The 25,004-nt window shown below is 37.1% G+C and carries 25 protein-coding genes; 21 read left to right on the forward strand and 4 right to left on the reverse strand.

Annotated elements, in window-relative coordinates:
- Genes ACFFUE_RS00445 through ACFFUE_RS00460 form a run of 4 tightly spaced genes read left to right on the forward strand, consistent with a single transcriptional unit; the run spans position 1 to position 3,200 of the window.
- Entirely contained in the window at positions 1-831 is an 831-nt protein-coding gene (locus tag ACFFUE_RS00445; protein ID WP_376831814.1) for a CPBP family intramembrane glutamic endopeptidase, read from the forward strand.
- A gap of 16 nt (positions 832-847) precedes the next feature.
- Positions 848-1,423 (forward strand): RdgB/HAM1 family non-canonical purine NTP pyrophosphatase, encoded by a 576-nt coding sequence (gene rdgB, locus ACFFUE_RS00450; protein WP_376831816.1) that lies wholly within the window; start codon positions 848-850, stop codon positions 1,421-1,423.
- Positions 1,424-1,460: 37 nt separating this feature from the next.
- Positions 1,461-2,387 (forward strand): ribonuclease Z, encoded by a 927-nt coding sequence (locus ACFFUE_RS00455; protein WP_376831818.1) that lies wholly within the window; start codon positions 1,461-1,463, stop codon positions 2,385-2,387.
- Between the two features lie 48 nt (positions 2,388-2,435).
- Positions 2,436-3,200, forward strand: a complete 765-nt coding sequence (locus ACFFUE_RS00460; protein WP_376831820.1) for a TIGR02757 family protein — start codon at positions 2,436-2,438, stop codon at positions 3,198-3,200.
- 3 nt (positions 3,201-3,203) lie between these two features.
- On the opposite strand, the gene ACFFUE_RS00465 is transcribed toward ACFFUE_RS00460, so the two are convergent.
- Positions 3,204-3,791, reverse strand: coding sequence for a peptidylprolyl isomerase (locus tag ACFFUE_RS00465; RefSeq protein WP_376831822.1), 588 nt, complete (start codon positions 3,789-3,791; stop codon positions 3,204-3,206).
- Positions 3,792-4,116: 325 nt separating this feature from the next.
- On the opposite strand from ACFFUE_RS00465, the gene ACFFUE_RS00470 reads away from it, so the two are divergent.
- From ACFFUE_RS00470 to ACFFUE_RS00535, 14 genes are all read left to right on the forward strand, one after another.
- Positions 4,117-5,007, forward strand: a complete 891-nt coding sequence (locus tag ACFFUE_RS00470; RefSeq protein ID WP_376831824.1) for an aspartate carbamoyltransferase catalytic subunit — start codon at positions 4,117-4,119, stop codon at positions 5,005-5,007.
- 59 nt (positions 5,008-5,066) lie between these two features.
- Positions 5,067-6,149, forward strand: a complete 1,083-nt coding sequence (gene carA / locus ACFFUE_RS00475; protein WP_376831826.1) for a glutamine-hydrolyzing carbamoyl-phosphate synthase small subunit — start codon at positions 5,067-5,069, stop codon at positions 6,147-6,149.
- Between the two features lie 111 nt (positions 6,150-6,260).
- Positions 6,261-7,880, forward strand: coding sequence for a DUF262 domain-containing protein (locus ACFFUE_RS00480; protein WP_376831828.1), 1,620 nt, complete (start codon positions 6,261-6,263; stop codon positions 7,878-7,880).
- A gap of 5 nt (positions 7,881-7,885) precedes the next feature.
- Entirely contained in the window at positions 7,886-11,083 is a 3,198-nt protein-coding gene (gene carB, locus ACFFUE_RS00485; RefSeq protein ID WP_376831830.1) for a carbamoyl-phosphate synthase large subunit, read from the forward strand.
- A gap of 137 nt (positions 11,084-11,220) precedes the next feature.
- Positions 11,221-11,457, forward strand: coding sequence for a hypothetical protein (locus tag ACFFUE_RS00490; RefSeq protein ID WP_376831832.1), 237 nt, complete (start codon positions 11,221-11,223; stop codon positions 11,455-11,457).
- Entirely contained in the window at positions 11,454-11,603 is a 150-nt protein-coding gene (locus ACFFUE_RS00495) for a type II toxin-antitoxin system RelE family toxin (protein ID WP_376831834.1), read from the forward strand. The genes ACFFUE_RS00490 and ACFFUE_RS00495 overlap by 4 nt, the downstream gene beginning before the upstream one ends.
- Positions 11,600-11,725 carry a type II toxin-antitoxin system YoeB family toxin gene (locus ACFFUE_RS00500; RefSeq protein WP_376832202.1) on the forward strand — a complete coding sequence of 42 codons (126 nt, stop codon included), beginning with the start codon at positions 11,600-11,602 and terminating at the stop codon, positions 11,723-11,725. Before ACFFUE_RS00495 ends, ACFFUE_RS00500 begins: the two co-directional genes overlap by 4 nt.
- Before the next feature lie 353 nt (positions 11,726-12,078).
- Positions 12,079-12,843 (forward strand): Rossmann-fold NAD(P)-binding domain-containing protein, encoded by a 765-nt coding sequence (locus tag ACFFUE_RS00505; protein WP_376831836.1) that lies wholly within the window; start codon positions 12,079-12,081, stop codon positions 12,841-12,843.
- Between the two features lie 16 nt (positions 12,844-12,859).
- Positions 12,860-13,255 (forward strand): hypothetical protein, encoded by a 396-nt coding sequence (locus ACFFUE_RS00510; protein ID WP_376831838.1) that lies wholly within the window; start codon positions 12,860-12,862, stop codon positions 13,253-13,255.
- Positions 13,256-13,286: 31 nt separating this feature from the next.
- Positions 13,287-13,967, forward strand: coding sequence for a PQLLE family protein (locus ACFFUE_RS00515; RefSeq protein WP_376831840.1), 681 nt, complete (start codon positions 13,287-13,289; stop codon positions 13,965-13,967).
- A gap of 166 nt (positions 13,968-14,133) precedes the next feature.
- Entirely contained in the window at positions 14,134-14,541 is a 408-nt protein-coding gene (locus ACFFUE_RS00520) for a hypothetical protein (protein WP_376831842.1), read from the forward strand.
- Positions 14,542-14,648: 107 nt separating this feature from the next.
- Complete coding sequence (locus ACFFUE_RS00525; RefSeq protein ID WP_376831845.1) at positions 14,649-17,342, forward strand: PD-(D/E)XK nuclease family protein; 2,694 nt, start codon at positions 14,649-14,651, stop codon at positions 17,340-17,342.
- Between the two features lie 65 nt (positions 17,343-17,407).
- Positions 17,408-18,004, forward strand: a complete 597-nt coding sequence (locus ACFFUE_RS00530) for a DUF2911 domain-containing protein (protein ID WP_376831847.1) — start codon at positions 17,408-17,410, stop codon at positions 18,002-18,004.
- A gap of 31 nt (positions 18,005-18,035) precedes the next feature.
- Entirely contained in the window at positions 18,036-18,527 is a 492-nt protein-coding gene (locus tag ACFFUE_RS00535) for a methylated-DNA--[protein]-cysteine S-methyltransferase (protein WP_376831849.1), read from the forward strand.
- A gap of 66 nt (positions 18,528-18,593) precedes the next feature.
- On the opposite strand, the gene ACFFUE_RS00540 is transcribed toward ACFFUE_RS00535, so the two are convergent.
- Complete coding sequence (locus tag ACFFUE_RS00540; RefSeq protein WP_376831851.1) at positions 18,594-20,372, reverse strand: AMP-dependent synthetase/ligase; 1,779 nt, start codon at positions 20,370-20,372, stop codon at positions 18,594-18,596.
- A gap of 174 nt (positions 20,373-20,546) precedes the next feature.
- Between ACFFUE_RS00540 and ACFFUE_RS00545 the strand changes: the two genes are divergently transcribed.
- Positions 20,547-21,692, forward strand: a complete 1,146-nt coding sequence (locus ACFFUE_RS00545) for an acyl-CoA dehydrogenase (protein WP_327984530.1) — start codon at positions 20,547-20,549, stop codon at positions 21,690-21,692.
- 91 nt (positions 21,693-21,783) lie between these two features.
- Positions 21,784-22,185 (forward strand): hypothetical protein, encoded by a 402-nt coding sequence (locus ACFFUE_RS00550; protein WP_327984531.1) that lies wholly within the window; start codon positions 21,784-21,786, stop codon positions 22,183-22,185.
- Between the two features lie 323 nt (positions 22,186-22,508).
- Here the strand turns inward: ACFFUE_RS00550 and ACFFUE_RS00555 are convergent, their stop codons facing one another.
- Together ACFFUE_RS00555 and holA are read right to left on the reverse strand one after the other, a co-directional pair.
- Positions 22,509-23,243, reverse strand: a complete 735-nt coding sequence (locus ACFFUE_RS00555) for a DUF6261 family protein (RefSeq protein WP_376831854.1) — start codon at positions 23,241-23,243, stop codon at positions 22,509-22,511.
- A gap of 278 nt (positions 23,244-23,521) precedes the next feature.
- Complete coding sequence (gene holA, locus ACFFUE_RS00560) at positions 23,522-24,559, reverse strand: DNA polymerase III subunit delta (protein WP_376831856.1); 1,038 nt, start codon at positions 24,557-24,559, stop codon at positions 23,522-23,524.
- A gap of 5 nt (positions 24,560-24,564) precedes the next feature.
- Between holA and ACFFUE_RS00565 the strand changes: the two genes are divergently transcribed.
- Positions 24,565-24,999, forward strand: a complete 435-nt coding sequence (locus tag ACFFUE_RS00565; RefSeq protein ID WP_376831858.1) for a type I restriction enzyme HsdR N-terminal domain-containing protein — start codon at positions 24,565-24,567, stop codon at positions 24,997-24,999.
- Positions 25,000-25,004 lie beyond the last annotated feature (5 nt).

Here is a 25,004-nt window from a genome sequence, read left to right on the forward strand (position 1 = left end):
ATGAATCAATTTAATACAGGAAAAATACCGTTTTATCGTTTTAATCTTAAAGGCGCGGCAGTATTATTCCTCGGAGCATTTATCCCTACATTAGCACTCTCTACTATAAGTGCAGCGGTGCTTTTTATGTTCAACAAAAACATTCAGTATGACCATTGGTTTTTAATTTTGACTAATGCTATGATGTGGCTAGGAGCCATCTTCGCTTTTGATATTTTTGTTTGTAGAAAGCAAACAGGACAACCGCTGAAATTTAATTTCTCGTCCAAAAACACCACCACTTACCTTACCATATTTCCAATGCTGATAGGAATGATGCTGATAGCAGAGTTCATTACCCTACAAGTGCCTACCACTGGGAAGTTTTGGGGCAGTTGGTACCAAGAGTTTGAAGCAATGATGGCAATGCTTACGGATAATCTTACCTCAATGGTCATTATGGCGGTCATTATGGCACCAGTTTTTGAAGAAATTGTGTTCCGTGGGATTATCCAAAAGGGATTGATAAACAACGGTATTTCGCCACAAAAAGCCATTTGGCTAAGTGCCATTTTATTTGGCTTAGTACACGGTAATCCGTGGCAACTGATAGGCGGTATTTTGCTGGGATATGTGCTAGGGCTGGTGTATTTTAAGACCAAATCATTGCTGATGCCTATTTTACTCCACGCCTTTAATAATGGTGTCTCTGCACTTCTCATTGTCTTCGGCGAAACAGAAAGTTTTTCGGAGTTTTTTAATATTTCAGAATATTGGCTTTTAGGGATAGGATTATTTTTATTCTTTACTTTTTATATGGCATTCAGCCGCTTGAAAATTTATCATTCTTAATAACTTAGATTCAAAAATGGAAAAAGAATTATTGGTAGCAACCCACAACGAACATAAAAAAGAAGAAATACAACAGATTTTAGGGCAATATTTTGAGGTGAAAAGCCTTAGAGATTATGAGCTCAACGATGAAATTGTAGAAGATGGCACTACCTTCCACGCTAATGCACTGATTAAGGCAAAATATTGTTTTGAAAAAACAGGTATTCCCAGTCTGGGAGATGATTCTGGCTTGGTTGTAGAGGCTTTGGATGGCAGACCGGGGATTCACTCAGCACGCTACGCTTCTGACCACGATTTTCCTAAAAACATTGCAAAAGTTTTGGAAGAAATGGAAGGGGAAACCAACCGTAGAGCATACTTTGTTACGGTTCTTTGCTATTATTCTGAGCAGGGAGCAGAGTATTTTGAAGGTAGGGTCTATGGGCAGCTTTTGGAGGAGAATAAAGGGCATCAAGGCTTTGGCTATGACCCTATTTTCGTTCCCGATGGTTATGAAAAAACCTTTGCAGAAATGTTGCCAGAAGAGAAAAACACCATTAGCCATAGAAAAAACGCTTTGGACGCCTTTTTAGATTTTTTGCAGCCATAAGTTTTTAGTACATTTGTGAATTACATAAATCATTCTTTTGAGTACATATTTAACCATATTAGGATTTAATTCTGCTATACCCACCATCAATTCTGCTCCCACAGCACAGTTTTTGGAAATGGATGAAAGGCACTTCCTCATAGATTGCGGGGAAGGTACGCAGGTGCAACTGAGAAAAGCAAAAGCTAAATTTTCTAGAATCAATCATATTTTTATCTCACATCTGCACGGTGATCATTGCTTTGGTTTACCGGGGTTGATAGCTTCTTTCCGACTTTTAGGCAGAGAAACACCATTGCATATCTATGGGCCAAAAGGCATCAAAGAAATGCTGGAAACTATTTTTAGAATCACAGAAACCCACCAAGGTTTTGAGGTGATTTATCACGAATTGGATAAAAACTATTCTGAGAAAATATATGAAGACAATAGGGTAGAGGTCTTTACCATTCCGCTGAATCATAGAATCTATTGCAATGGCTACCTCTTCCGAGAAAAACCGAAGGAACGACATCTGAATATGGAAGAAATTGCCAAATATCCAGAAATAGAAACTTGCGATTACCGAAATCTAAAACTAGGAAAAGATTTTGTACTGAGTGATGGATATATTCTTAAAAATGAAATCCTTACCAAAGCACCTTCACCATCGGTATCCTATGCTTTTTGCAGTGATACGCGGTATTTGGAAAGTGTGGTGCCTATCATTGAAAATGTAGATGTTTTGTACCACGAGGCTACTTTCTTACACGATTTAAAGGAAATGGCAGATTATACAGGGCATACTACGGCTTTAGAAGCGGCTCAAATTGCCCAAAAAGCAAAGGTTGGAAAACTCATTTTAGGGCATTTTTCTAATCGCTATTCAGATTTATCTGTATTTACAGATGAAGCAAGGGCGGTGTTTCCTAATACTTTCCTACCAAAGCAATTGGAAGCCATAGAAATTGTTGCGAAAGATTAAATCCCCATTTTTTAATACCAACCTAATCTCCAACAGCCTATCTTTATAATGACTTTTGAAGAATTAAAATCCTTTCTTGATGAAAAGGCAGAGCAATACCATCAGCCTGATTTTATTGAAAACGACCCGCTTCAAATTCCTCATCGCTTTGAGCATCGGCAAGATATTGAAATCTCTGGATTTTTAGCTGCCATCATCGCTTGGGGCAACCGAAAATCAATCATCAAATCCGCAGAAAAAATGTTGGATTATATGGGAAATGCCCCTTTAGATTTTGTGCTAAACCATTCTGAACAAGACCTAAGGTATTTTGAAGGAAAGCCACTGCATAGGACATTCAATGGGGAGGATTTTGCCCAGTTTATCAGGAATTTAAAATCCATTTATCTGGCAGAGCAAAGTTTGGAATCTCTATTCCTATTAAAAGAAGGTGAAACCAATTTTTATCACGCCCTGCATCGTTTCCGTGAACGGTTTTTGGGAAATGAGCCCCACCGATGCCATAAGCATATCTCTTCTACATACAAAAACTCATCAGCCAAAAGACTGATGATGTTTTTAAGATGGATGGTTCGTAGGGATGCTCGCAGAGTAGATTTTGGACTGTGGGAAAATATTTCGCCACAATATTTATCTATTCCGCTGGATGTGCATACAGGGAATATTTCTAGAAAACTAGGCTTGGTTACCCGAAAACAAAACGATTGGAAAACCGTGGAAGAATTGGATGAGTCTATCCGAAAAATGAACCCCACCGACCCTGCAAAATATGACTTTGCACTTTTTGGCTTAGGGGTAACCAAAGAGATTTAAATCTTATTTCCTTCTGATGGTAAGGATTTTAACAGGATTTTTTATCCATTGTTTTTGCTTCATCTCCTCCCACATTACCGTTTCGCTCTTATTGATGGCTTCTACCACCTTCATTCCTTTTACTACCTTTCCAAAAACGGAATAGCCTTGCTTATCGGGGTTTCTATCACCATTGTAATCCAACTGTGGCTGGTCTTCATTCACGATGATGAAAAACTCCGTAGTTGCAGTATCAGGCTCATAGAGAGCCATAGAAATAGCTCCTACCTTATGAGAAAGCCCTGTTTGGTGGGTGCGTTCCAAAGGAATAGCAGGGTAAGGCTTTGCGGGTAAATCATCTCCCAAGCCTCCTTGTATCACTTGAATGGGAATGGAGCTTTGTTTTTGATTATCAAGCCTTACAGTTCTGTAAAAAGTGGTGTTATCATACGCTTTATCATCTACATAACGGAGGAAATTGGCAACTGTAAGAGGGGCTTTTTTAGGATAGAGCTTCACCGTAATATCGCCTTGCTCGGTTTTGATGATGACTTTCTGAGCATAGACACAAGTAAAGCAAAACAGCATTGCTGCGGTAAAAATAGGTTTCATAATTTTTATTTTTTTTTGGATGATGATTTAATTGGTTATCAAAGATAGAAAATATATTACAAAGCTTTAGAAAAATATGATAGATGTAACTAGTGCAAAAGCATTCATCAAAAAAATAATACGATACAAAAACCTAAAAAATACAATAAGATTTAGCGAAAATCCCTTTGCTATTTAAGATGAATTGATTACCTTTGCAACCAATGAATACACAAAATCCTTTAGACGATTTATTGTTAGGCCGCAAGGCTGATTTATTAGTATTTTTATAATATAGCGAAGTCTTTTATGGGCTTCGTTTTTTTTATTTTTAAACGAAACGACAATGAAAGATTTATCAAAAGTAAGTAAAGAAGACATTCAAGAGCTGTTGGATTCTGCAATGGCATTCGCAAAGGGAGAAACTTGCAAAGCCCAAGGGGAAATATTTGTGTCCAATCTTTTCTTTGAAGATAGTACCAGAACCAAAACCAGCTTTGATGTAGCAGAGCGAAAACTAGGACTTCAGGTAGTGCCGTTTGATACCACTTCTAGCTCCGTAAATAAGGGAGAAACCCTCTACGATACCGTGAAAACCTTAGAAAGCATTGGGATAGATTTGGTAGTGATTCGCCATAAAAAAGACCAATACTATAAAGAACTGAAAGACATTAAAATCCCGATTATCAATGGGGGAGATGGTAAGGGCAATCACCCTAGCCAGAGCATCTTAGACCTAATGACCATCTACCAAGAATTTGGAACTTTTGAAGGGCTTAAAGTAGGTATCGTAGGCGATGTGAGACACAGTCGCGTGGCAAATTCCAATGCCGAAGCTCTTAGAAAGATGGGAGCAAAGGTCTATTTTTCAGGGCCAGAAAGTTGGTTTGACGAGGCGGAGTTTATCAATGGAAACTATCTTTCCATAGATGCACTGATAAGCGAAGTAGATGTGCTGATGCTCCTAAGAATACAGCACGAAAGACACGGCGAAAAGATGAAAATGCCTTTGGAGAAATACCATAAAAAATATGGACTTACCAAAGAAAGAGAGCAAAAGATGAAGCCTAATGCCATCATTATGCACCCAGCACCTATTAACAGAGGGGTAGAGATAGATACAGACCTTGTAGAATGCGGAAGAAGTCGCATCTTTAAACAAATGGAAAATGGGGTCTATGCCAGAATGGCAATCCTGAAAAAAGCTTTGGAGAAACAAGGGGTTAAGTTTCAATAACTTTTTAGACTAAGTCAAGCGGAAAAATATCTAATAAAAAGAAAGCATCTAATATAAAAATGAACAATAAAAAATTAATTTTAGAATCAGGCGAGGTTTTCCACGGAAAAGGCTTCGGGGTAAACGAAAATATTGAGGGCGAAGTGGTCTTCAATACAGGGATGACGGGCTATCAAGAACTAATTTCGGACCCTTCTTATTGTGGACAAATCGTATGTATGACCTATCCTCTCATCGGTAACTATGGCATCAATCGCGATGACTATGAAAGCATAGAACCTGCCATCAAAGGGCTCATTGTAAAAGAGCTCTGCGATTTGCCTTCCAATTTCCGTACACAGATTACCCTAGATGAGCTGTTCAGAAACAAAAAACTCTCGGGGATTTCAGGGGTAGATACCAGAAGATTAACCAGATTGCTAAGAAACCAAGGGGTAGTGAAAGGGAAAATCGTGAATGCTGACGCTGATGAACAAAGCGTTATCAATGAGCTGAAAAGCAAAGCTTTTCCTACAGACCAGATTGCATCGGTCTCTACCAAGACCTCTTATGCCAGTCCAGGAAGAGGGCTAAAAGTGGTGTTGATAGACTTCGGAGCCAAGTTGGGCATCATCAGAGAGCTGTCTCAGAGAAATTGTGATATAACGGTGGTTTCCCACGATACTACGGCAGAGGAAATCCTCCTAATGAACCCTGATGGTATTATGCTATCCAACGGGCCAGGCGACCCAGAAGATGTACCACACGCCCACGAAACCGTGAGGCAACTATTGGGCAAAGTGCCTATTTTTGGTATCTGTATGGGACATCAGGTGTTAGGTTTGGCTTGTGGGGCAAAGACATACAAACTGAAATTCGGACACCGTGGAGGCAATCATCCTGTATTAGATTTGAAGACGCAGAAAGTTTCCATTACTTCGCAAAACCACGGCTATGCCATAGACCAAGAAAGCCTTAAAAATACGGATTTGGAAGAAACGCACATCGCCCTAAACGATAGAACCAACGAAGGTATTCGCCATAAAAAATACCCTTGCTTCTCCGTGCAGTATCACCCAGAGGCAAGCCCAGGGCCAGAGGATGCCAATTACCTCTTTGATGATTTCGTGAAAATGATGGAGGAGTTTAAACTAAAATGTTGAGAGTCTCGGTTTAAATTTTTAAATTTATTGAAATCGGGAAGTTTTAACTTGAAAATAAATAAAGGAGAATGATATTTTAATTAAAAAAATGAATTTAAAGAATATTTAAATATGAAAGCAGAAGAAAAGAAGCTTCAAGAAATATTTGCAAACCAAAATGTTTATGAAATTCCAAATTATCAGAGACCATATTCTTGGAATCAAGATAATGTTAGCGAATTAATTAGTGATACATTGGATGCCTTTGAAAGTCAGGTTAAAGAATATTTCATTGGTTCAATTATTACCATTGACAAAACAAAGGAAGACAAGATTTTTGAAGTTGTAGATGGTCAACAACGACTTACCACCCTCACTATAATTTTTGCTGGACTTAGAAACTTAATTAAAGATGAAGCTGTAAAATCAGAAATTCAAAAGAAAATTCTGCCTATAAATATTTTTACAGATGAACCTGAAACACCTCGATTAGTCGTAAGAAATCAAGATGAGAGTTTTTTTTACGACCATATCTTATTGTCCAAACCTTTGGACAAAAAAGTTTCCATAACAGAAACAAAAGCACGATTTATTAGCAATTTAGAAACTGTCGAAAACTTACTTTCTGTTTTTGATGAAGTTTTTCTAAAAAAATATACAAATTATCTGTTACAAAATGTTTTTGTTGTTTTAGTAAAAACAGAAAGTTTTGATTCTGCTTATCGTTTGTTCACGGTTTTAAACGCTCGTGGCTTACCTCTTTCAAATGCTGATTTACTTAAAAACTTACTTTTCGGAAGATGTAAATCTGAAATAGAAAAACAAAGAGTTGAAAATTTATGGAATGATTTAGAGGATATAATTAAAATAAAAAACTTAGATTATTTTCTAAGCCATTATAGAACTGCAATAAAAGGGAATAAAGCCCAAACAGATTTATTTAAAGAATACAATGATTATCTTAAATCAAATTCTGAATTATCTTCAGAAGAATTCTGCAAAAAATTAAATTATTCTGCAAAAAACTACAAAAAAATTATTGAAAATAATTTTGAAAATAACGGAATCAAAAAGATTATTTATTCACTTAAAAATGTAAGTTATGATGAATGGATTCCTACATTATTGGCTTTCTTAGATAAACCAATAAATGATTTTGAATTTATTGATTTTGCACAACTTATTGAAAAAATCACATATCAAAATTGGATAAGAAGACTTGGTAGAACTCAAAGAAATACTGTTTATTATAATGTAATCATCCTAATAAATAAACAAGCCTCGAAAAATGAAGTAATTGAAAAAATTATTGAGCATAAAAACAACGAAGAATTTTTCAATATTTTAAACTCAAATCTTTATGGAATGTCCTATGCAAAAGCCATATTATTAAGATTAGAAAATGGAACGCAGGATGACTCTGTAGCGAAAGAATTTTCAGGAATAATTTCAATAGAACATATTTTACCACAAAAAGCAACTGATGATTATTGGATGAAAAGATTTTCTGAACAAGAAATTTTTGAAAATGTTCATAAAATTGGAAATCTCGTTTTATTAAGTGGAAAGAAAAATTCACAAGCTCAAAACTATAATTTCGATCGAAAAAAAGATATTTATTTCAAAAAAAATGAAAAGGTATCTTTTGATTTGACGAAAGAAATTCTTGCCGAAGATGAATGGACTTTGGATAAAATAAATGAAAGACAAAATAAATTAATTGAGTCAGCAAAAAGACTTTGGAATATCTAATTAGTATGAAACGCACAGACATAAAAACCATTTTAGTAATAGGCTCTGGTCCCATCATCATTGGGCAGGCCGCTGAATTTGATTACTCTGGAACGCAGGCGTGTCTTTCTTTGAAAGAAGAAGGCTACCGCGTTATCTTGATTAACTCCAATCCTGCAACCATTATGACCGATGTGGAAATCGCCCATAAAGTTTATATCGAGCCTATTTCCTTAGAATTTGTCAGTCATATCATCAGAAAAGAAAGACCAGATGCTTTGCTCCCTACTTTGGGCGGACAAACGGGGCTTAATATGGCGGTAGAATTGGAAAAATCAGGGATATTAGAAGAATGCAAAGTAGAAGTTTTAGGCACCAAGTTATCTGCCATCAATAGAGCAGAGGATAGAGATTTGTTCCGCGAACTGATGAACGAACTAGGCGAACCCGTGCCAGAATCTGATATTGTAAATACCGTAGAAGGGGCATTAGACTTTGCCAATCAAATCGGTTATCCTGTAATTGTTCGTCCAGCCTTTACAATGGGAGGAACAGGCGGAGGAATTGCTTCCAGTGAAGAGGAACTTCGCGAAATTGCCGAATTGGGACTGAAGCATAGCCCTGTAACCCAATGTTTGATAGAAAAATCCATCGCGGGATACAAGGAAATAGAATACGAAGTGATGCGTGATGCCAATGACAATGCCATTGTGGTTTGTAATATGGAAAACATAGACCCCGTGGGCGTTCACACGGGAGATTCTATTGTAGTAGCACCATCGCAGACGCTTTCGGATAGAGAATATCAGATGCTGAGAAATGCTTCACTGAAAATCATTAGAGCCTTAGGCATCGAAGGAGGGTGTAATGTGCAATTAGCTTTAGATCCACATTCCTTCAATTATTATGTGATAGAGGTAAACCCAAGAGTTTCCCGTTCATCTGCATTGGCAAGTAAAGCAACAGGATATCCAATCGCCAAAATTGCTGCTAAAATTGCGGTGGGATTAACCCTTGATGAAATTATGAACCCAGTAACGGATAAAACTTATGCTTGTTTTGAACCAGCATTAGACTATGTAGTGACCAAGTTTCCAAGGTTTCCATTCGATAAATTTGAAACAGCGGATAGAAGGCTATCCACTCAAATGAAAGCTACAGGAGAAGTGATGGCTATTGGAAGAAACTTTGAAGAATCTCTACAAAAAGCCATTCGTTCTTTGGAAACAGGAATCCGTCACATTGGTCTGAAAACCAAACAAGCAGAAGCCCTTACTGCGGAGGAAATTGAAAGAAGAATTAAAATCTGTGATGATGAGCGTTTGTTCATCATTGGGGATGCTCTTAGGAGAGGGTATGATTGGGAACAAATCGTAGAATGGAGCAAGATAGACAAGTTTTTCATTTGGAAAATCAAAAAGTTAATTGATTTTGAACAGAAATTAGCCGATTTATCTCAATTTAACATTTCGGAACAGATTAGCATTGTAAAAGAAGCAAAAAAATTAGGCTTTGCCGATGTCAATATCGCTCACCTTTGGGGCAAAACGCAAAGGGAAGTTTTCCAATTCCGAAAAGACAATGGCATAATGCCAGTCTATAAAATGGTAGATACTTGTGCCGCTGAATTTGAAAGTGAAACGCCTTATTTCTACGGTACTTACGAGGAAGAAAACGAAAGCATCGTAACCGATAAAGAGAAAATCATTGTACTCGGGTCTGGACCTATCCGCATTGGGCAAGGGGTTGAGTTTGATTATGCTACGGTGCATTCCGTTTGGGCAATCAAGGAAATGGGGTACGAAGCCATCATCATCAACAACAACCCTGAAACGGTTTCCACAGACTTTTCCATTTCGGATAAATTATACTTTGAGCCACTCACCGAAGAAGATGTAATGAACATTATAGAACTGGAAAAGCCCAAAGGCGTAGTGGTTCAGTTTGGTGGGCAAACGGCGATTAACTTAGCAGATAAATTAGCCGCTCACGGCGTTCAGATTTTGGGAACTTCTTTGGAAGACCTTGATAGAGCCGAAAACCGAGATAAGTTTGAGAAAGCCCTTCAAGAGTTGGGCATTCCACAGCCAAAAGGCAAGACTTCTACTTCTAAGGAAGAAGCCATCAAAATTGCCAATGAAATAGGATATCCCGTTTTGGTGCGTCCGTCTTATGTATTGGGTGGTCGTGCAATGGAAATTGTATATAACGAAACCGAACTGGCTCACTATATGGAGAATGCCGTAGAGGCAAGTCCAGAGCATCCTGTACTTATCGACCGCTATATGCTGGGTAAAGAGGTGGAGATAGATGCCATTTGCGATGGGGAAACGGTAGTTATTCCAGGGATTATGGAGCATATTGAGCGTGCGGGGGTTCACTCTGGGGACTCTATCGCGGTGTATCCTCCTCAGAATGTAAGTGAAAAGGAAATCCAAACCTTGGTAGATTATACCCAAAGATTAGCCAAAGGACTGAATGTTATTGGATTGATGAACATCCAGTATGTTTTATTTGAAGGTAATGTTTATGTGATTGAAGTGAATCCTCGCTCGTCTAGAACTGTACCTTTCCTTTCCAAAATCACCAATGTACCAATGGCAAACTTGGCTACCAAAGCCATTTTAGGCACGAAGTTGAAAGACCTTGGCTATGAAAATGGTTTAGTACCGAATAAAAAAGGCGTGTTTGTAAAAGTTCCTGTTTTCTCCTTCTCAAAACTGACCAAAGTGGATATTTCCCTTGGGCCAGAGATGAAATCTACAGGGGAAGTAATGGGGAAAGATGTTACTTTGGAGAAAGCCCTTTATAAAGGACTTATTGCCGCAGGAATGAAGGTGCCTACCCACGGAGCAATCCTCTTCACCGTTGCCGATAAACATAAAGATGAAGCCACAGCTTTGGCGAAACGCTTCCACGAAATTGGGTTTAGAATATGGGCAACCGAAGGCACGGCAAAGCATTTTGAGAGCAATGGCATCCCTTGCAAGATAGGCTACAAAATAGGGGAGGAAGATGTGAATCTGATAGACCTTATCCAAAAAGGAAAAGTGCAATATGTAGTGAATACCACCACCAAAGGAAAACAAGCCGAACGCGATGGCTTCCAAATTCGCCGTATGACAGTAGAGAATGGCGTGCCTTGTTTCACTGCAATGGACACCGTAGAAGTCGCCCTAAAAGTGATAGAAAGTATGAGCTTTAAGATGGAGGTGATGAACTGAGTGCGACCTGCACAGGGATTTTAAATAACAAAGAAAATAAGGGAGCAAAAAAACTGCTCTCTTGTTTTTTATGCTTTATAAGGAGACTTTTAAAATAATATCCTTATTATGAAGATTTTGGTCAAAAATTTTTATATTTGCTCAAAATATATGATATGGCAACTACTACTATCCTTAGTGCAGAAGTAAGCACAGAAGACATTCCAGTATTAGAGGCTTTGCTCAAAAAATTCAAGGCAAAATCCATAAAATTTGAAGAAAAAGACCCTACCAAAATGAGCAAGGAAGAGTTTTTTTCTAAAATAGACAAGGCTCGAAAGTCTCCCAGCAGAAAAGTTTCGGAGAAAGAAATAAAGGAAATGTTTGGCGTATGAGCTACGAAATAGAATTTAGCGAAGACTTTGAGAAGCAAATTCCTAAATTCAAAAGCTATCCTAAACTGATGAAGAAAATAGGAAATTTTATTCTCGAACTGAAAGAAACTCCCAAAACACAGGCACAGGCAAACCCGAAGAACTGAAAGGGTATAAAGACCAGTCGGTGTGGTCTCGGCGGATAGATAAAAAACATCGGTTGGTGTATGAAATCTTAGAAGACCAAAACGCCGTGAAAATCCTTTCTGCTTGGGGACATTATGAGTAAAATATCACGAAAACAAGGGAGCAAAAACACTGCTCTCTTGTTTTTTATCCTTATAATTCCATAAAAACTGCTACTTTTGAGCGTTTGGAAACGGCATTGGAGATTTTGTGTGAAGAAAATCAAGGAAATCGAGCGTTAAAAAAGATTTGTTGTTTGAGCGAGGAACGAGCGAAATCGGAGATTCGGCGTAGCCAATTCCAAATCTTTTAGCGAGATGAGTTGATTTTTAGCAAAATATCCACAGCCTTGAATTTTTGGTTCTTTTGTTTCAAGACAAAAGAACCATAAAAGAAGCCAAAACACTGCTCTCTTGTTTTTTATCCTTACATTTGTTTCAATTAAAAAAATAGACAATGAAAACCCTCGGAATTATAGGTTGTGGTTGGCTTGGGGTTCATCTTGCCAACCATTTTTCTACAGATTACAAAATTTATACAACCACCACTGCTGAACAAAAAGCAAAACAACTGAAAAGCCAAAATTTTAACCCTACTATAATAAAATTTTCTGATGAAAATTCCTCTTTCAATTCCCCTCATTGGGAGGTTTTGCAGGAATTGGAAGCAATTATAATTACCATTCCTTTTGGAAAAAAAATGGATATTCAGAAATTAGAAAATAGGTTTGAAAATATCAAAAATTTTATTGGAAATTTTCAAAAGTCACTATTTTTGATGAGTTCTACCAGTATTTACCCCGATATTGAAACGGAAATTTCAGAAAATACTTTGGAGGAAAAAAAACTAAATCCCAATATTTTAGTCATAGAAAAAAATATGAGAAAAGAGTTTCCTCAAATCAATATTCTTCGGCTTGGCGGACTAATGGGCGGAAGCCGACAACTGAAAAATTATTCCGTAAAAGACTTAGAAAAACCCGTTAATCACATCCATTATGAAGATATTTGTAAAATTGTAGAAATAATGCTACAAAAAAACATCCAATCTAAAATATATAATGTAGTAGCTCCTTTACATCCCTCAAAATTGGAGGTGATTACAGGAAAAATACACACAGATAATATATGTCCCCCAAAAAAATCAAGGATAATCCTTTCTGATGTGATGACAAAAGACTTGAAATACCATTTCTTGCACCCGAATCCTGTCTTTTTCTAAAAAAATTAAAATTATTTTGTTTAATTATCAGGAAAATGTTAATTTTATCCTCAAAGTAATACAAAGTGAGGGAGAAGTGATGCAAAATGACTACCAAGTAGTGCAAAATAAGCGTCCAGCAATACAAAGTGAGGGAGAAGTGATGCAAAATGACTACCAAGTAGTGCAAAATAAGCGTCCAGCAATGCAAAATGAGGAAGAAGTGATGCAAAATGACCACCAAGTAGTGCAAAATAAGCGTCCAGCAATGCAAAATGAGGAAGAAGTGATGCAAAATGATCACCAAGTAGTGCAAAATAAGCGTCCAGCAATGCAAAATGAGGAAGAAGTGATGCAAAATGACCACCAAGTAGTGCAAAATAAGCGTCCAGTAATGCAAAATGAGGAAGAAGCGAATGTATTTATAGAATAAAAAAATCTAATCATAATAAAAACAGAAAAATATGGAAGAAAAAATCACAAAAAAAAGAAAGAGTTACTACATTTCTGAGCAACAACTCATTCAGAATGTAGGAATTTTGTTTGAAAATCTACAAAATCAGGTAGAATTAAAAGTAGAACTAGAAGAATATGGCTATGATGAGCAAGAAATAGCCAAAGGAAAGGCTTTATATGATAAGGCTTTAGAAGAGTATCAAAAAAACATCAAAGAAGGGCAAGAAGAGACCTCTGCCTACCAAATTTTTACTCAAAAGATAGATGAAGTATCCGAAATATATAGTACCGACCGCAAGAAAGCACGCATTATCTTCAAAGATGAGGCAGGAACTCTTATCAATCTCCGTTTAAAAGGTAAGCCCTCCCAAAGCATCGCTGGAATGTTGGATGATATGAAGGTGTTTTATACCACCATTCAGCAAAATGAAAACCTCCTTAACCCACTGAAACGACTAAAAATCAGTGCGGAACATATTACCCAACAAATCCAAAACCTTACCGATACAGAGAAAGCCTACGCCAACTATACCCGAGAGAAAGGCGAAAGCCAACAGGCAACGAAAGACAAAAATTTAGCTTTCTCTAATATGGAGAAATGGGTAAGAGAGTTTTATAGTATTGCAAAAATTGCTCTTGAAGACAAGCCTCAGCTTTTAGAGAGTGTAGGTAAATTTGTGAGAAGCTAAACCTGTCATAATCTAAAAGAAGACAACTAAAATACTACAAAAACCCTTTCGGAAAAGCTTCGGAAGGGTTTTTATTAACCTTTCTTAAAACGAGACAATCTACCAAAGAATTGTATGGAGAATTGAAAGATATAGTTTAACTTTGTGATATCAATATTAATCCATTATGATGAATTGTTTATCGAGAAACTTCGTTTTGTTACTAGGACTTTCAGTATTGTTTTCTTGCAACAGAGAAGAAACTTCGGAGTACATTACAGAAATAGCCCAGCTGAAAGTAGATAGTATATTGGTGCCTCAGGATACCATCGCTATCCATTCTACGCAAATGCTAAGAACCTACTTTACGCTTCAGCAGGGTTGCGAGGGACTTTATAATATAGATTATCAAAGCGAAAACGAACTGATAAGAAACATTACGCCCTACAAATACAAAACCAATATAGCCTGTGGAAGTGCAGCAGCAGGGCATTCTGATATTTCCTTTACTCCGAAAGAATCAGGGACTTACACCTTGAAATTTTACAGCGGAGAGAATACTTGGATTACTAAAAATATTGTAGTCGTTGATTAATTGTTAATTATCAATTATAAATTGTTAACTATAAATGGTTAACTATAAATGGTTAATTATAAATTATTAATTAACCAACAACCAACAACCAACAACCATCAATAATCGTGAGCACCTTTTTACATAGAATCATCACAGAGTTATTATCAGAAACTGAGGATTTATCGCAGTTTAGCCTTATTCTTCCAGGGAAGCGTCCCATAGTTTTCATAAAAAAAATATTGAAGGACAAAGGCTATTCTGGTATGATGCCCGATTTCTTCACCATAGAAGAAATGATACAGAAAATTGCTGCTAAACAGCATATTCAAGGCGTTGCCCTATGGCTTTTTGCTTATGAAGTGTATCAGAATCTTTTTAAGGAAGATTTTTCTCAGTTTGTGAAATGGTTTCCTACCTTACAAAAAGATTGGGACGATATTCTGAAATTTGCCGACAATGAAACAGAGGTTTTAGAATATATGTTTGCCGAAGAACGCATCAAAAACTGGGGAGAACACTTAGGCGAACCTACCCAAGCCCGACAAAGAAACCTTGATTTTTGGAAAAAAATGAATGTTTTTCTCCCAGCTTTGAAGCAGAAATTGGAAGAGAAAAACTGGGCAACTTCTGGGATGATGCACGCCTATGCAAAAGAAAAAATTACCGCCTTTGCACAATCTACTACGCAGAAATTTGTGTTTTGTGGGTTCAATGCCTTTACACCTGTGGAAGAGTTGTTGGTGAAAAACCTATTGCAATGGGATAAAGCACAATGTTTTTTTCAAGCAGACCGATATTATATAGATGACGAAAGGCAAGAGGCAGGGAAGTTTCTGAGAGAGCATCTGAAATGGAAAGAGTTTAATGAACATCGCCCTTTTCATTGGATAGATGATGCGTTTTCGCAACCTAAAAATATTAAGGTATATGAAGTTTCGGGGAATGTAACCCAAACTAAAATTCTCCCAGAATTGTTTGCTGAAATAGATGCTCAGCAGTTATCCGAAACGGCAGTGGTGTTGTTAGATGAAAACCTATTGCCTGCTAGTTTAGATGCTTTGAAATCGGTAGAAAACATCAATATCACGATGGGGTTTCCTCTGAAAAATTTAGCTTTCAGCAATGCCATCAAGCATCTTTTTTACATTCAAAAGCAATTAGAGAAAAAAGCCACTTCCTACTATTACAGTGATGTTTTAGCCGTTTTGGAAACTTTACCGAATAATGCAACAGACGCTAAAATTGTAGCTCGCTTCCATAGAGATATCACCGAAAACAATATGGTGTACCTCTCCGAAAAACGATTAAAAGAGCTTTTAGAGGGGCTTTCTTACCTTAATCTTTTCCTGAAAGCATCATCCGCAGGAGCATATTTAGAAGAGCTGATAAAATTCTGTATAGAGCTGAAGTTCACTCCCTTGGATGATGTACAATATGAGAATGTCGCCCATTTTGAAACTTCTTTTAAAACCATTAAGAATCAGATTAGTGCTTATCATTTCCCGATAAAAATGGAAACTTTGGAGGTGCTTATCAATCAGTTAGTCAATACCGAAACCATTGATTTTAAAGGAGAACCCTTGCAAGGTTTGCAAGTAATGGGACTTTTGGAAACCCGTTTGCTGAACTTCAAAAATGTGATTTTACTTTCCGTAAACGAAGGAAAATTACCATTAGGAAACACCCAAAATACCTATTTGCCATTTGATGTAAGGAAACTTCATCAGCTGCATACATTTCTGGAAAATGATAGCATCTATGCTTATCATTTTTATAGATTGATACAAGGAGCAGACAATGTTTATTTGCTATTTAATGCGTTGAGCTCTGGGGTTAATACTGGGGAGAAAAGCCGTTTTATTACCCAGATGGAGATGGAAAGCCCTCACAATATAGAGGAAATTATCATAGAAAATACTTCGGAGCCTATCGAGGCAAAACCTGTGATTATTGCCAAAACCAATGCCGTAATGCAGCGACTAACCGAATGGAAAAATAGCGTCTCTGCAACCCATCTTACCAGCTACCTTTACAATCCTATTCAGTTTTATCTTAACTATGTTCTTAAAACCAGAGAAGCTAATGAGATAGAAGAGGAACTATCCCAAAGAAGCTACGGAGAACTGATACATTTTTCTCTTGAATATTTACTTCAAAAAGTTAAAGGTAAAATCTTAAAAGAAAGTGATTTACATCAATTACTTAAACAAGTAGATGAAGCGATAGAGTCTTCCATTGAACGGATGAAACACCAGCCAGAATTCTATCTGAAAGGAATGAATTTTGTGCATAAATCTATCGCTAAAAGAGTGGTTACTCAGATGCTTCAATATGATTTGGAACTGATAAAAAAAGGCAATCAATTGGAGATTATAGAGGTAGAAAAAGAGTTTGATGGGATAGATTTTTATTTGGATGAAGCCAAGACAGATAAGGTATCTTTCAAAGGATTTATTGATAGGATAGATAGGCTGAATGGTACACTACGCGTGATAGACTATAAGACCGCAAGGGCTAAAAATCTAAATCTTACTTTCTTTTCCCGAGGGGTAGATAAAACCCCAACCCTTCTGATGGACGACAAATATAAACAAGCGTTACAGCTTTGTATTTATCTTCATTATATGAAACAATCTCATAGCATCAATGGGGTAGAAGCAGGGATTTGGTCTTTTGCAGAAGTAAATCAAGGGGTACAAACATTAGCTTTTTCAGACGGAACATTGGATGATGTAATGGTTTCCATCCGAAATTTGATTTTAGAGATTTTGAATCCAGAAATGCCTTTCCAAGAAACAGTTTTTCAACCGTTTGATTAAAATATAAATAAGGTGTTGTTTATCTATGTTAGAAATTATACCTTTACCCAATCAAAAAATCAATAATGAAAAAGATATTATTCGCAGCTTTATTGGGAAGTTCTATTTGGGCATATTCTCAATATACCTTGCCTGCATCTAGCCCAAGACAAATGATTGAACAGCAGTTTTCTATCTCTAAAATCACTGTAGATTATGGAAGACCTGGCGTGAAGGGAAGAACCATTTTTGGGGAATTGGTGCCTTATGGAAAAGTATGGAGGGCAGGTGCCAATTCTTCTACTAAAATTACCTTTGCTCAATCGATTAACTTCGGTGGAAAAGCAGTCCCAGCAGGCAGCTATGGACTATTTGTTATCCCAACAGAAAAAGAATGGACCATCATTCTTAATAAAGATTTTCAACAATGGGGAGCTTACGCCTTTGATGAGAAGCAAAATGTGGTAGAGATTACCGTTCCCGTACAGAAAATGACAGATAAGCAAGAGTATTTTGAAATTTCATTTAGTCCCGTAAATGATGATGCGGTGGATATGGTTTTCAAATGGGATAAAGTAAAAACCGTAGTACCACTTAGAGCAGAACAGCAAGAGATGGTGTCTAAAGTTACGGAAAAACTGAGAGAAATACGACAAATTGAGAGAGATAATACCAAAAAATAATCCCGAGTTTGAAGCAGAAGTTTGTTTCAAAATGCTTGTTACACCTCTCGGGGAAATGCTTGCAGTGAGTGATGGCAAGGGGATTTGTTTATTAGAATTTCCTGAAAAACTGAAGCTGGAAAAGGAACTTATAGACATCGCGAAGACCTTAAAAGCCAATTTTGTAGAGCGAGATTCAGAAGAGTTGCTTTTGCTGGATAAAGAATTATTGGAATATTTCCAAGGGGAGCGAAAAATGTTTACAGTGCCTCTTTCTTTCGTGGGGACTACATTTCAGAAATCGGTGTGGAATACTTTGCTGAAAATTCCCTATGGAAGTACTTGGAGCTATGCCCAGCAAACCAAAGATTTGGGCGATATGAAAAAGATAAGGGCTGTGGCCAATGCCAATGGACAAAATAAAATATCCATCCTTGTACCGTGCCATCGTGTAATAGGTAGTAACGGCAAGTTGGTAGGCTATAGCGGTGGCGTATGGCGAAAGCAAAAGCTACTAGAGCTGGAAAAAGCGATTATTTTGTAATGTTTTATCCATTTTATAGATTATATTAAGCTAAAAACCCCGAGCATTTCGCTCGGGGTTTCGGGTTTAATTCTCGTAACCATACATTTTATTGTAAAGATGGATGTATTTTTCTTTGATGGCTTTGCGTTTTAGTTTTAGGGTTGGGGTGAGTAGCCCGTCTTCAATACTCCATACTTCTGGCGTGAGTTCAAATTTTTTGATTTGCTCCCAGTTGCCCAACTTGGTATTCAGATAATCAATTTCTTTCTGCAAGCGTTCTTTTACCACAGGACTTTCTGCAAGTTCTTTAGGAGAAGTTCCTATTTTGAGACCTTTTCTTTCTACCCAATTTTTTAAGAAATTAAAATCTGGCTGTACAAAGGCTGTCGGCATCTTTTCACCATCGCCCACCACCATTATTTGCTCTATAAACTTAGAGGCTTTTGCCATATTTTCAATCACTTGAGGGGCAATGTACTTTCCACCAGAGGTTTTGAACATTTCTTTTTTCCTATCGGTGATATGCAGGAATCCTTCTTCATCTATATGACCGATGTCGCCCGTTTTAAAGAAACCATCTTCTGTAAACACTTCTGCCGTCATTTCCTCGTTTTTGAAATAGCCTTTGAAAACACTAGGCCCTTTTACAGAAATCTCACCATCAGGCTGTATTTTTACATCCAAGTTATCCAAAGGATGTCCCACTGTTCCCACCTTCATTCTATCAAAAGAGTTAACAGAAATCACAGGAGAGGTCTCCGTAAGACCATAGCCTTCCAAGATGGGAATTCCTGCATTTTGAAACATATAATTAAGCCTTGAAGACAATGCGGCAGAACCAGACACAAGCGTTACGATATTGCCGCCAAGACCTTCTCTCCATTTCTTGAATACCAATTTATCAGCGATAATTTCTTTAAGGCTAGATGGTTTGCGAATGGTCTTTTTGGCTTTATTAACGCCCAATGCCCAAAGGAAAATTTTACTTTTCAGTCCGCCACTTTCTACCCCTTTTGCATAGATTTTATCATAAACTTTTTCTATAAGCCTAGGTACCACACTCATATAATGCGGCTGTACTTCCTTGATGTTATCTCCCATTTTATCAATGCTTTCTGCAAAATAGATAGAAAATCCATTGAACTGAAATAGATAGAATAAAAGCCTTTCAAAAACATGGCAAATGGGTAAGAAACTTAGCACTTTGGTATCTTTATAATCTAAGCCTCTTTTTCTTGGGATTCTGTGGTCAGATGCCAATACATTAGACACAATATTCTGATGAGAGAGCATCACGCCCTTGGGTTTTCCTGTAGTACCAGAGGTGTAGATGATGGTAGCGAGGTCTTCAGCTTTTATCATTTTAGAAATGTCCTCTACTTCACTTTGGGTGGCTTGGTTCTCACCGAGGTCTAAAATTTCATTCCAATTGGCAGCACCTTGTATTTTATCAAAAGTAAAAACGCCTTCCAACGAAGGAACTTGGTCTTTAATGGCGTTCACTTTGTCCAATAAGCCTTTATCCGAAAGGAAGCAATATTTCACCTCTGCATTGTTGAAGATATAGTTGTAATCATCTGAAGAGATGCTGGGATATACGGGTACACTTATGGCACCAATCTGTGAAATTCCCAGGTCCATCACTGCCCATTCTGTGCGGGTAGCGGTGGTAATCAAGGCGATTTTATCCCCAGGTTTTATTCCTAATTTTAATAGTCCTCGGGAAACTTTATTCCCCATATTAATAAATTCTTGTGTAGAAGTTTTTCTCCATACACCATCATATTTGGTAGCGAACATATCCGCTTTAGGAAACTTTACTAAAGCCTGATGTGGAATATCAAATAACCTTTTAATAGACATAATTATTTGTTTTTATTTCTTAAACTTAAATGAGTTTTTTGTAAAAGTAAATAAATTTATCTAAACTCCCAAAAAAAATTATCCATAACATATAAAATAGAGTTGGGATTGGTAGAGTAGGCTTTTTCAGAATTGAAGAAAAATCGTACATTTACGGCAAACAATTTTACAATTATGAATTTTGATTTATCTGAAGAACATTTAATGATTCAACAAGCGGCAAGAGATTTTGCTCAAACCGAATTGTTACCAGGCGTAATTGAAAGAGATAGAGACCAAAAGTTTCCTGCTGAGCAAGTGAAAAAAATGGGAGAACTAGGCTTTCTCGGAATGATGGTAGATCCTAAATATGGCGGTGCAGGTATGGATAGCATTTCCTATGTTTTGGCAATGGAAGAAATTGCCAAAGTAGATGCTTCAGCTGCGGTGGTAATGTCTGTGAACAACTCTTTGGTCTGTGCAGGTTTGGAGAGATTTGCCAGTGAAGAACAGAAACAAAAATACCTTGTTCCATTAGCTAGTGGAGAGGTTATTGGTGCATTTGCTTTATCTGAGCCAGAGGCAGGTTCTGATGCTACTTCGCAAAAGACAACGGCTATTGATATGGGAGACCATTATTTGCTCAATGGTACCAAAAACTGGATTACCAATGGTGCCAATGCACAATACTATATTGTAATTGCACAGACCGATGCGGAGAAAAAGCATAAAGGAATTAATGCTTTCATCGTAGAAAAAGGCTGGGAAGGCTTTGAAATTGGGCCTAAAGAAGATAAAATGGGCATTCGTGGAAGTGATACCCACTCATTGCTATTCACAGATGTGAAAGTGCCGAAAGAAAACCGCATAGGGGAGGACGGTTTTGGATTTAACTTCGCAATGGCGGTATTAAACGGCGGTAGAATTGGGATTGCATCTCAGGCATTGGGTATTGCAAGTGGTGCTTATGAATTGGCATTGAAATATGCCAAAGAAAGAAAAGCTTTTGGTAAGGAGATTATCAACCACCAAGCGGTAGCTTTCAAGTTGGCAGATATGCACACTCAGATTACAGCGGCAAGAATGCTTTGTTTCAAGGCAGCGGCAGAAAAAGATGCTGGTAAAGATATTTCAGAAAGCGGAGCTATGGCAAAACTATACGCCTCACAGGTGGCAATGGATACCACGATAGAAGCGGTGCAAATCCACGGTGGCTATGGCTATGTGAAAGAATACCACGTAGAACGATTGATGAGAGATGCTAAAATTACTCAAATCTATGAGGGAACTTCTGAAATTCAGAAAATTGTAATTTCTAGAAGTATTGCTAAAGATAAATAGGCTTTTTTAGTCTAATGAAACTCAATCTTGCCAAATCTCACGCTTTGGCAAGATTTTTTTTTACTACCTTTGGAGCATTAATTTAAATCTTATGACAGAAGAATATACAGGAGAGAAAAAAGGAGGATTTGGAAAATTTTTCTTTTGGGCGTTTTTAGTAGTATTCCTATTCGGAGGTGTTTTTGTGTGGTACAAATATTATTTTGTGTTTGGCGAAGGGGTAAAATCAGGGTCGCTTAATTACATTGTGAATAAAGGTTATCTCTTCAAAACTTACGAAGGTAAACTCATTCAAGAAGGGTTTGGCAGAGGAAGAACGGGAGGGCTTACCAGCTACGAATTTGAATTTTCTGTGGAAGACCCAGAAGTGGCAAAGCAACTAGAGCAAAATAGCGGAAAATATTTTGACCTCCATTATAAAGAGTATAATGGTGTCTTGCCGTGGCGTGGTAATACCAAGTATGTGGTGGATAGAGTAGTGAATATGAAGTAAAAACCTATAAGAGAGTTCATATCGAAAATTTCAAAAGGCGTTATAGGCTATAAAAACCTTCTTTAAAACTCAACAGCGTTAGTTATAGGATATGACTGACGCATTTTTTTTCATTAGAGTCAAGTATAGAGTGTAAAAAACATCTTGTTGCATTGTGAGAAAAAAATCAGGCTAAATGCACTAAATCGTATTTTGAAGACATTTGACAAATACCAAGGGAAGTTTCGGCTTCCCTTTTTTATTTGCCCTCTCTAAAAAGTTACCTTTGTGAGTTGAATGTGCCTATACAGCAAGAAAAATTTTCACCGATTCACAGGTTCTTTTTATAAAATTTCCGTGTTGGGTGGGGTATCTTTTTGGCGGCGTTTCACCACTTCGTTGGTGGTATTGATAGCTTCTGCTACTTCATCAGCAAAGGTTTGGTACTGGGTAGGGTTTACCATTTTCATCGTCCTGACATACTGCACCAGCTCATTATTAATCAATTCTACCACCGATTTTTTTAGCGAGGTTGCTTTTTCTTGGCTACCTTGCTTGGCTTGGGCTTTTTCGTAATCTAATCTTTGCTGATTAAACGCCTCTTGTGCCTCTCTAAGCTCCTCAATACTCTGTGATACACCAGAAAGAGCCTCAATAGAGGCTTGCAAATCTGTCGCCGAGAGGTCTTTCAAAAGAGCTTCTATCAAACCAGATTGATTGACATAATTTTCTTTAATGATACCCAAACCATACTTCGCAAAGACTCCATATAACTTTTGTCCGTGCTTTTTCAGGTCTTCAATAGGAAGATTTTGATAGCCATTAAGTACTTTTTCCAGCATTCTTATTTTGCTATCTCTCAGGGTATCGGCGTCATCTAACTGGGAGTGAGCAATTCCGCTTTTTATCGCCTCACTTAGTGCGTTATAGAGGTTTTCTAATTTTACATAAATACCTTTTAGGAACTTATCTTCAGACACTTCCGTGACGGTTTTATATCTTTTCAGTAATCTTTCTGCCGTATCTGCTACCTCGCCTACACGGGCAGTACTTCTTAATTTGATGATTGGTTTAGACATATTTTAATTTTTTGAAATTGATTAATACTCGCCTAAATTAAAAATATTTTACCAATACACCAAAAAAAATGAAGATATAAAAACATCATTATTACATTAGCCTCTTTCTTGAGTTTTATATAAATGTAATAATGACATTGGGTGTTTCCTTAAGTTTTCTATGAATATAATAATGATATTTGCTCCCTTCCTAAGTTTTCTATAAATGTAATAATGATATTTGCTCCTTTCTTAAGTTTTCTACGAATGTAATGATGACTTTTAATAAAAATTTAAATTTATAATTTCACTTTGATTTTATCCACATTCAATATCTTGTAGGTGAGCTCTATGAGCAGTTCGCTTTCCTCCATCTTATTGGCTCCTAAACCTTTGCTTTTAAGGTCGGCTTCACGGATTAGAGAAATGATTCTGGTGGCGTGTTTTAGAGGATAAAACCGTGCTACATCTGCATACTCTTTCACAAAATAGGGATTTACTCCCATAGCTGTTGCAATGGCTTGCTGGCTTTGCCCTTGCATTGTATGGTAGATGATGATGTTAGAAAAATAATTGTAGAGGTTTCCTGCAATCATTGGGAACGAATTGCTTTTAGGATTTTTACCAATATAATAAGCAATTTTAATTGCTTTTTCTGTGTTTTTGAGTCCCAAAGCCTTTTGAAGTTCAAATACATTGAAATCTTTACTGATGCCAATGTGCGTTTCTACCAATTTTTCATCTAAAATTTCACCGTCTTTTAGGATAAGTTTTAGCTTGGATAGTTCATTGGAAATTCTGGATAAATCATTTCCTAAATATTCTGCCAAAAGATAAGAGATGTTGGGAGCCGTTTTGATACCGAAAGCAGTAAACTGTGTGGCAATCCAACTGGCTAAATTATAATCCTTGATAGGTTCGCTGTAAAATAGTTGTCCTTTTTTTTGAAGGGCTTTTACAAACTTTTTTCTGGCATCAATTTTCTTATGCTTATGAGCCAGTACCAAGATGGTAGTCTCCACAGGATTATCAATATAAGATTCTAAAATTTTACTTTCTTCCTCATTGAATTTTAAATCTTGGGCTTCTTTTACAATAATCAGATTATAATTTCCAAACATAGGAAACTGCCTAGCCAAGGCGATAATCTCTGCTACATTGGTATCTTTGCCGTACACTACCGTCTGCCCAAAGGCCTTTTCATCTTCTGTAAGTACATCGTTTTCAAAAGATTTTACGGCAACATCTATATAGTAGGGCTCTTCACCGTGGAAAAAATAAATGGGTGAGAATGTTTTATTTTTAATACTTTTGAGGATTGAATCTAATTCTTTCATAATCTATGGAACTTCCGAAACTTAATTTTCCTGAGCAATTTGATTTTAAATTCAGAAAAGACAAAGATAAATTTTTTATTTATGATGTGCCACGAAAATCGTGGATTTTACTCACCCCCGAAGAATGGGTACGCCAGCATTGGATTCAGTATTTCCTCACCGTAAAGGGCTATACACCATCTGCTCTCGTTACGGAAAAAAAACTAGAACTGAATGGGCTTACCAAACGCATTGATTTGCTTACCACCGTTAAAACCATTCCAGAAATCTTGGTAGAGTGCAAGGCACCATCGGTAAAACTTTCAGAGAAAACATTTGAGCAGATTGCCCGTTACAATACCATTATTCAAGCCAAAGAGATTATCCTGAGTAATGGTATACAGCATATTGCTGCCAAGGTAACCCAAGAGGGCTACGAGTTTTATGTCTTTGAGGTTTGATTTTC

Source organism: Bergeyella porcorum, assembly GCF_042427575.1.
In the GTDB taxonomy this organism is placed as follows: domain Bacteria; phylum Bacteroidota; class Bacteroidia; order Flavobacteriales; family Weeksellaceae; genus Bergeyella; species Bergeyella porcorum.

Coding starts and splice junctions, on each gene's coding strand:
- ACFFUE_RS00480 (WP_376831828.1), top strand. CDS start 6,261: ATGAAAGCAGAAGAAAAGAAGCTTCAAGAAATATTTGCAAACCAAAAT.
- ACFFUE_RS00565 (WP_376831858.1), top strand. CDS start 24,565: ATGGAACTTCCGAAACTTAATTTTCCTGAGCAATTTGATTTTAAATTC.
- ACFFUE_RS00515 (WP_376831840.1), top strand. CDS start 13,287: ATGGAAGAAAAAATCACAAAAAAAAGAAAGAGTTACTACATTTCTGAG.
- ACFFUE_RS00520 (WP_376831842.1), top strand. CDS start 14,134: ATGATGAATTGTTTATCGAGAAACTTCGTTTTGTTACTAGGACTTTCA.
- carB (WP_376831830.1), top strand. CDS start 7,886: ATGAAACGCACAGACATAAAAACCATTTTAGTAATAGGCTCTGGTCCC.
- ACFFUE_RS00555 (WP_376831854.1), bottom strand. CDS start 23,243: ATGTCTAAACCAATCATCAAATTAAGAAGTACTGCCCGTGTAGGCGAG.
- ACFFUE_RS00495 (WP_376831834.1), top strand. CDS start 11,454: ATGAGCTACGAAATAGAATTTAGCGAAGACTTTGAGAAGCAAATTCCT.
- ACFFUE_RS00545 (WP_327984530.1), top strand. CDS start 20,547: ATGAATTTTGATTTATCTGAAGAACATTTAATGATTCAACAAGCGGCA.
- holA (WP_376831856.1), bottom strand. CDS start 24,559: ATGAAAGAATTAGATTCAATCCTCAAAAGTATTAAAAATAAAACATTC.
- ACFFUE_RS00460 (WP_376831820.1), top strand. CDS start 2,436: ATGACTTTTGAAGAATTAAAATCCTTTCTTGATGAAAAGGCAGAGCAA.
- rdgB (WP_376831816.1), top strand. CDS start 848: ATGGAAAAAGAATTATTGGTAGCAACCCACAACGAACATAAAAAAGAA.
- ACFFUE_RS00535 (WP_376831849.1), top strand. CDS start 18,036: ATGCTTGTTACACCTCTCGGGGAAATGCTTGCAGTGAGTGATGGCAAG.
- ACFFUE_RS00445 (WP_376831814.1), top strand. CDS start 1: ATGAATCAATTTAATACAGGAAAAATACCGTTTTATCGTTTTAATCTT.
- ACFFUE_RS00550 (WP_327984531.1), top strand. CDS start 21,784: ATGACAGAAGAATATACAGGAGAGAAAAAAGGAGGATTTGGAAAATTT.
- ACFFUE_RS00530 (WP_376831847.1), top strand. CDS start 17,408: ATGAAAAAGATATTATTCGCAGCTTTATTGGGAAGTTCTATTTGGGCA.
- ACFFUE_RS00505 (WP_376831836.1), top strand. CDS start 12,079: ATGAAAACCCTCGGAATTATAGGTTGTGGTTGGCTTGGGGTTCATCTT.
- ACFFUE_RS00465 (WP_376831822.1), bottom strand. CDS start 3,791: ATGAAACCTATTTTTACCGCAGCAATGCTGTTTTGCTTTACTTGTGTC.
- ACFFUE_RS00470 (WP_376831824.1), top strand. CDS start 4,117: ATGAAAGATTTATCAAAAGTAAGTAAAGAAGACATTCAAGAGCTGTTG.
- ACFFUE_RS00540 (WP_376831851.1), bottom strand. CDS start 20,372: ATGTCTATTAAAAGGTTATTTGATATTCCACATCAGGCTTTAGTAAAG.
- carA (WP_376831826.1), top strand. CDS start 5,067: ATGAACAATAAAAAATTAATTTTAGAATCAGGCGAGGTTTTCCACGGA.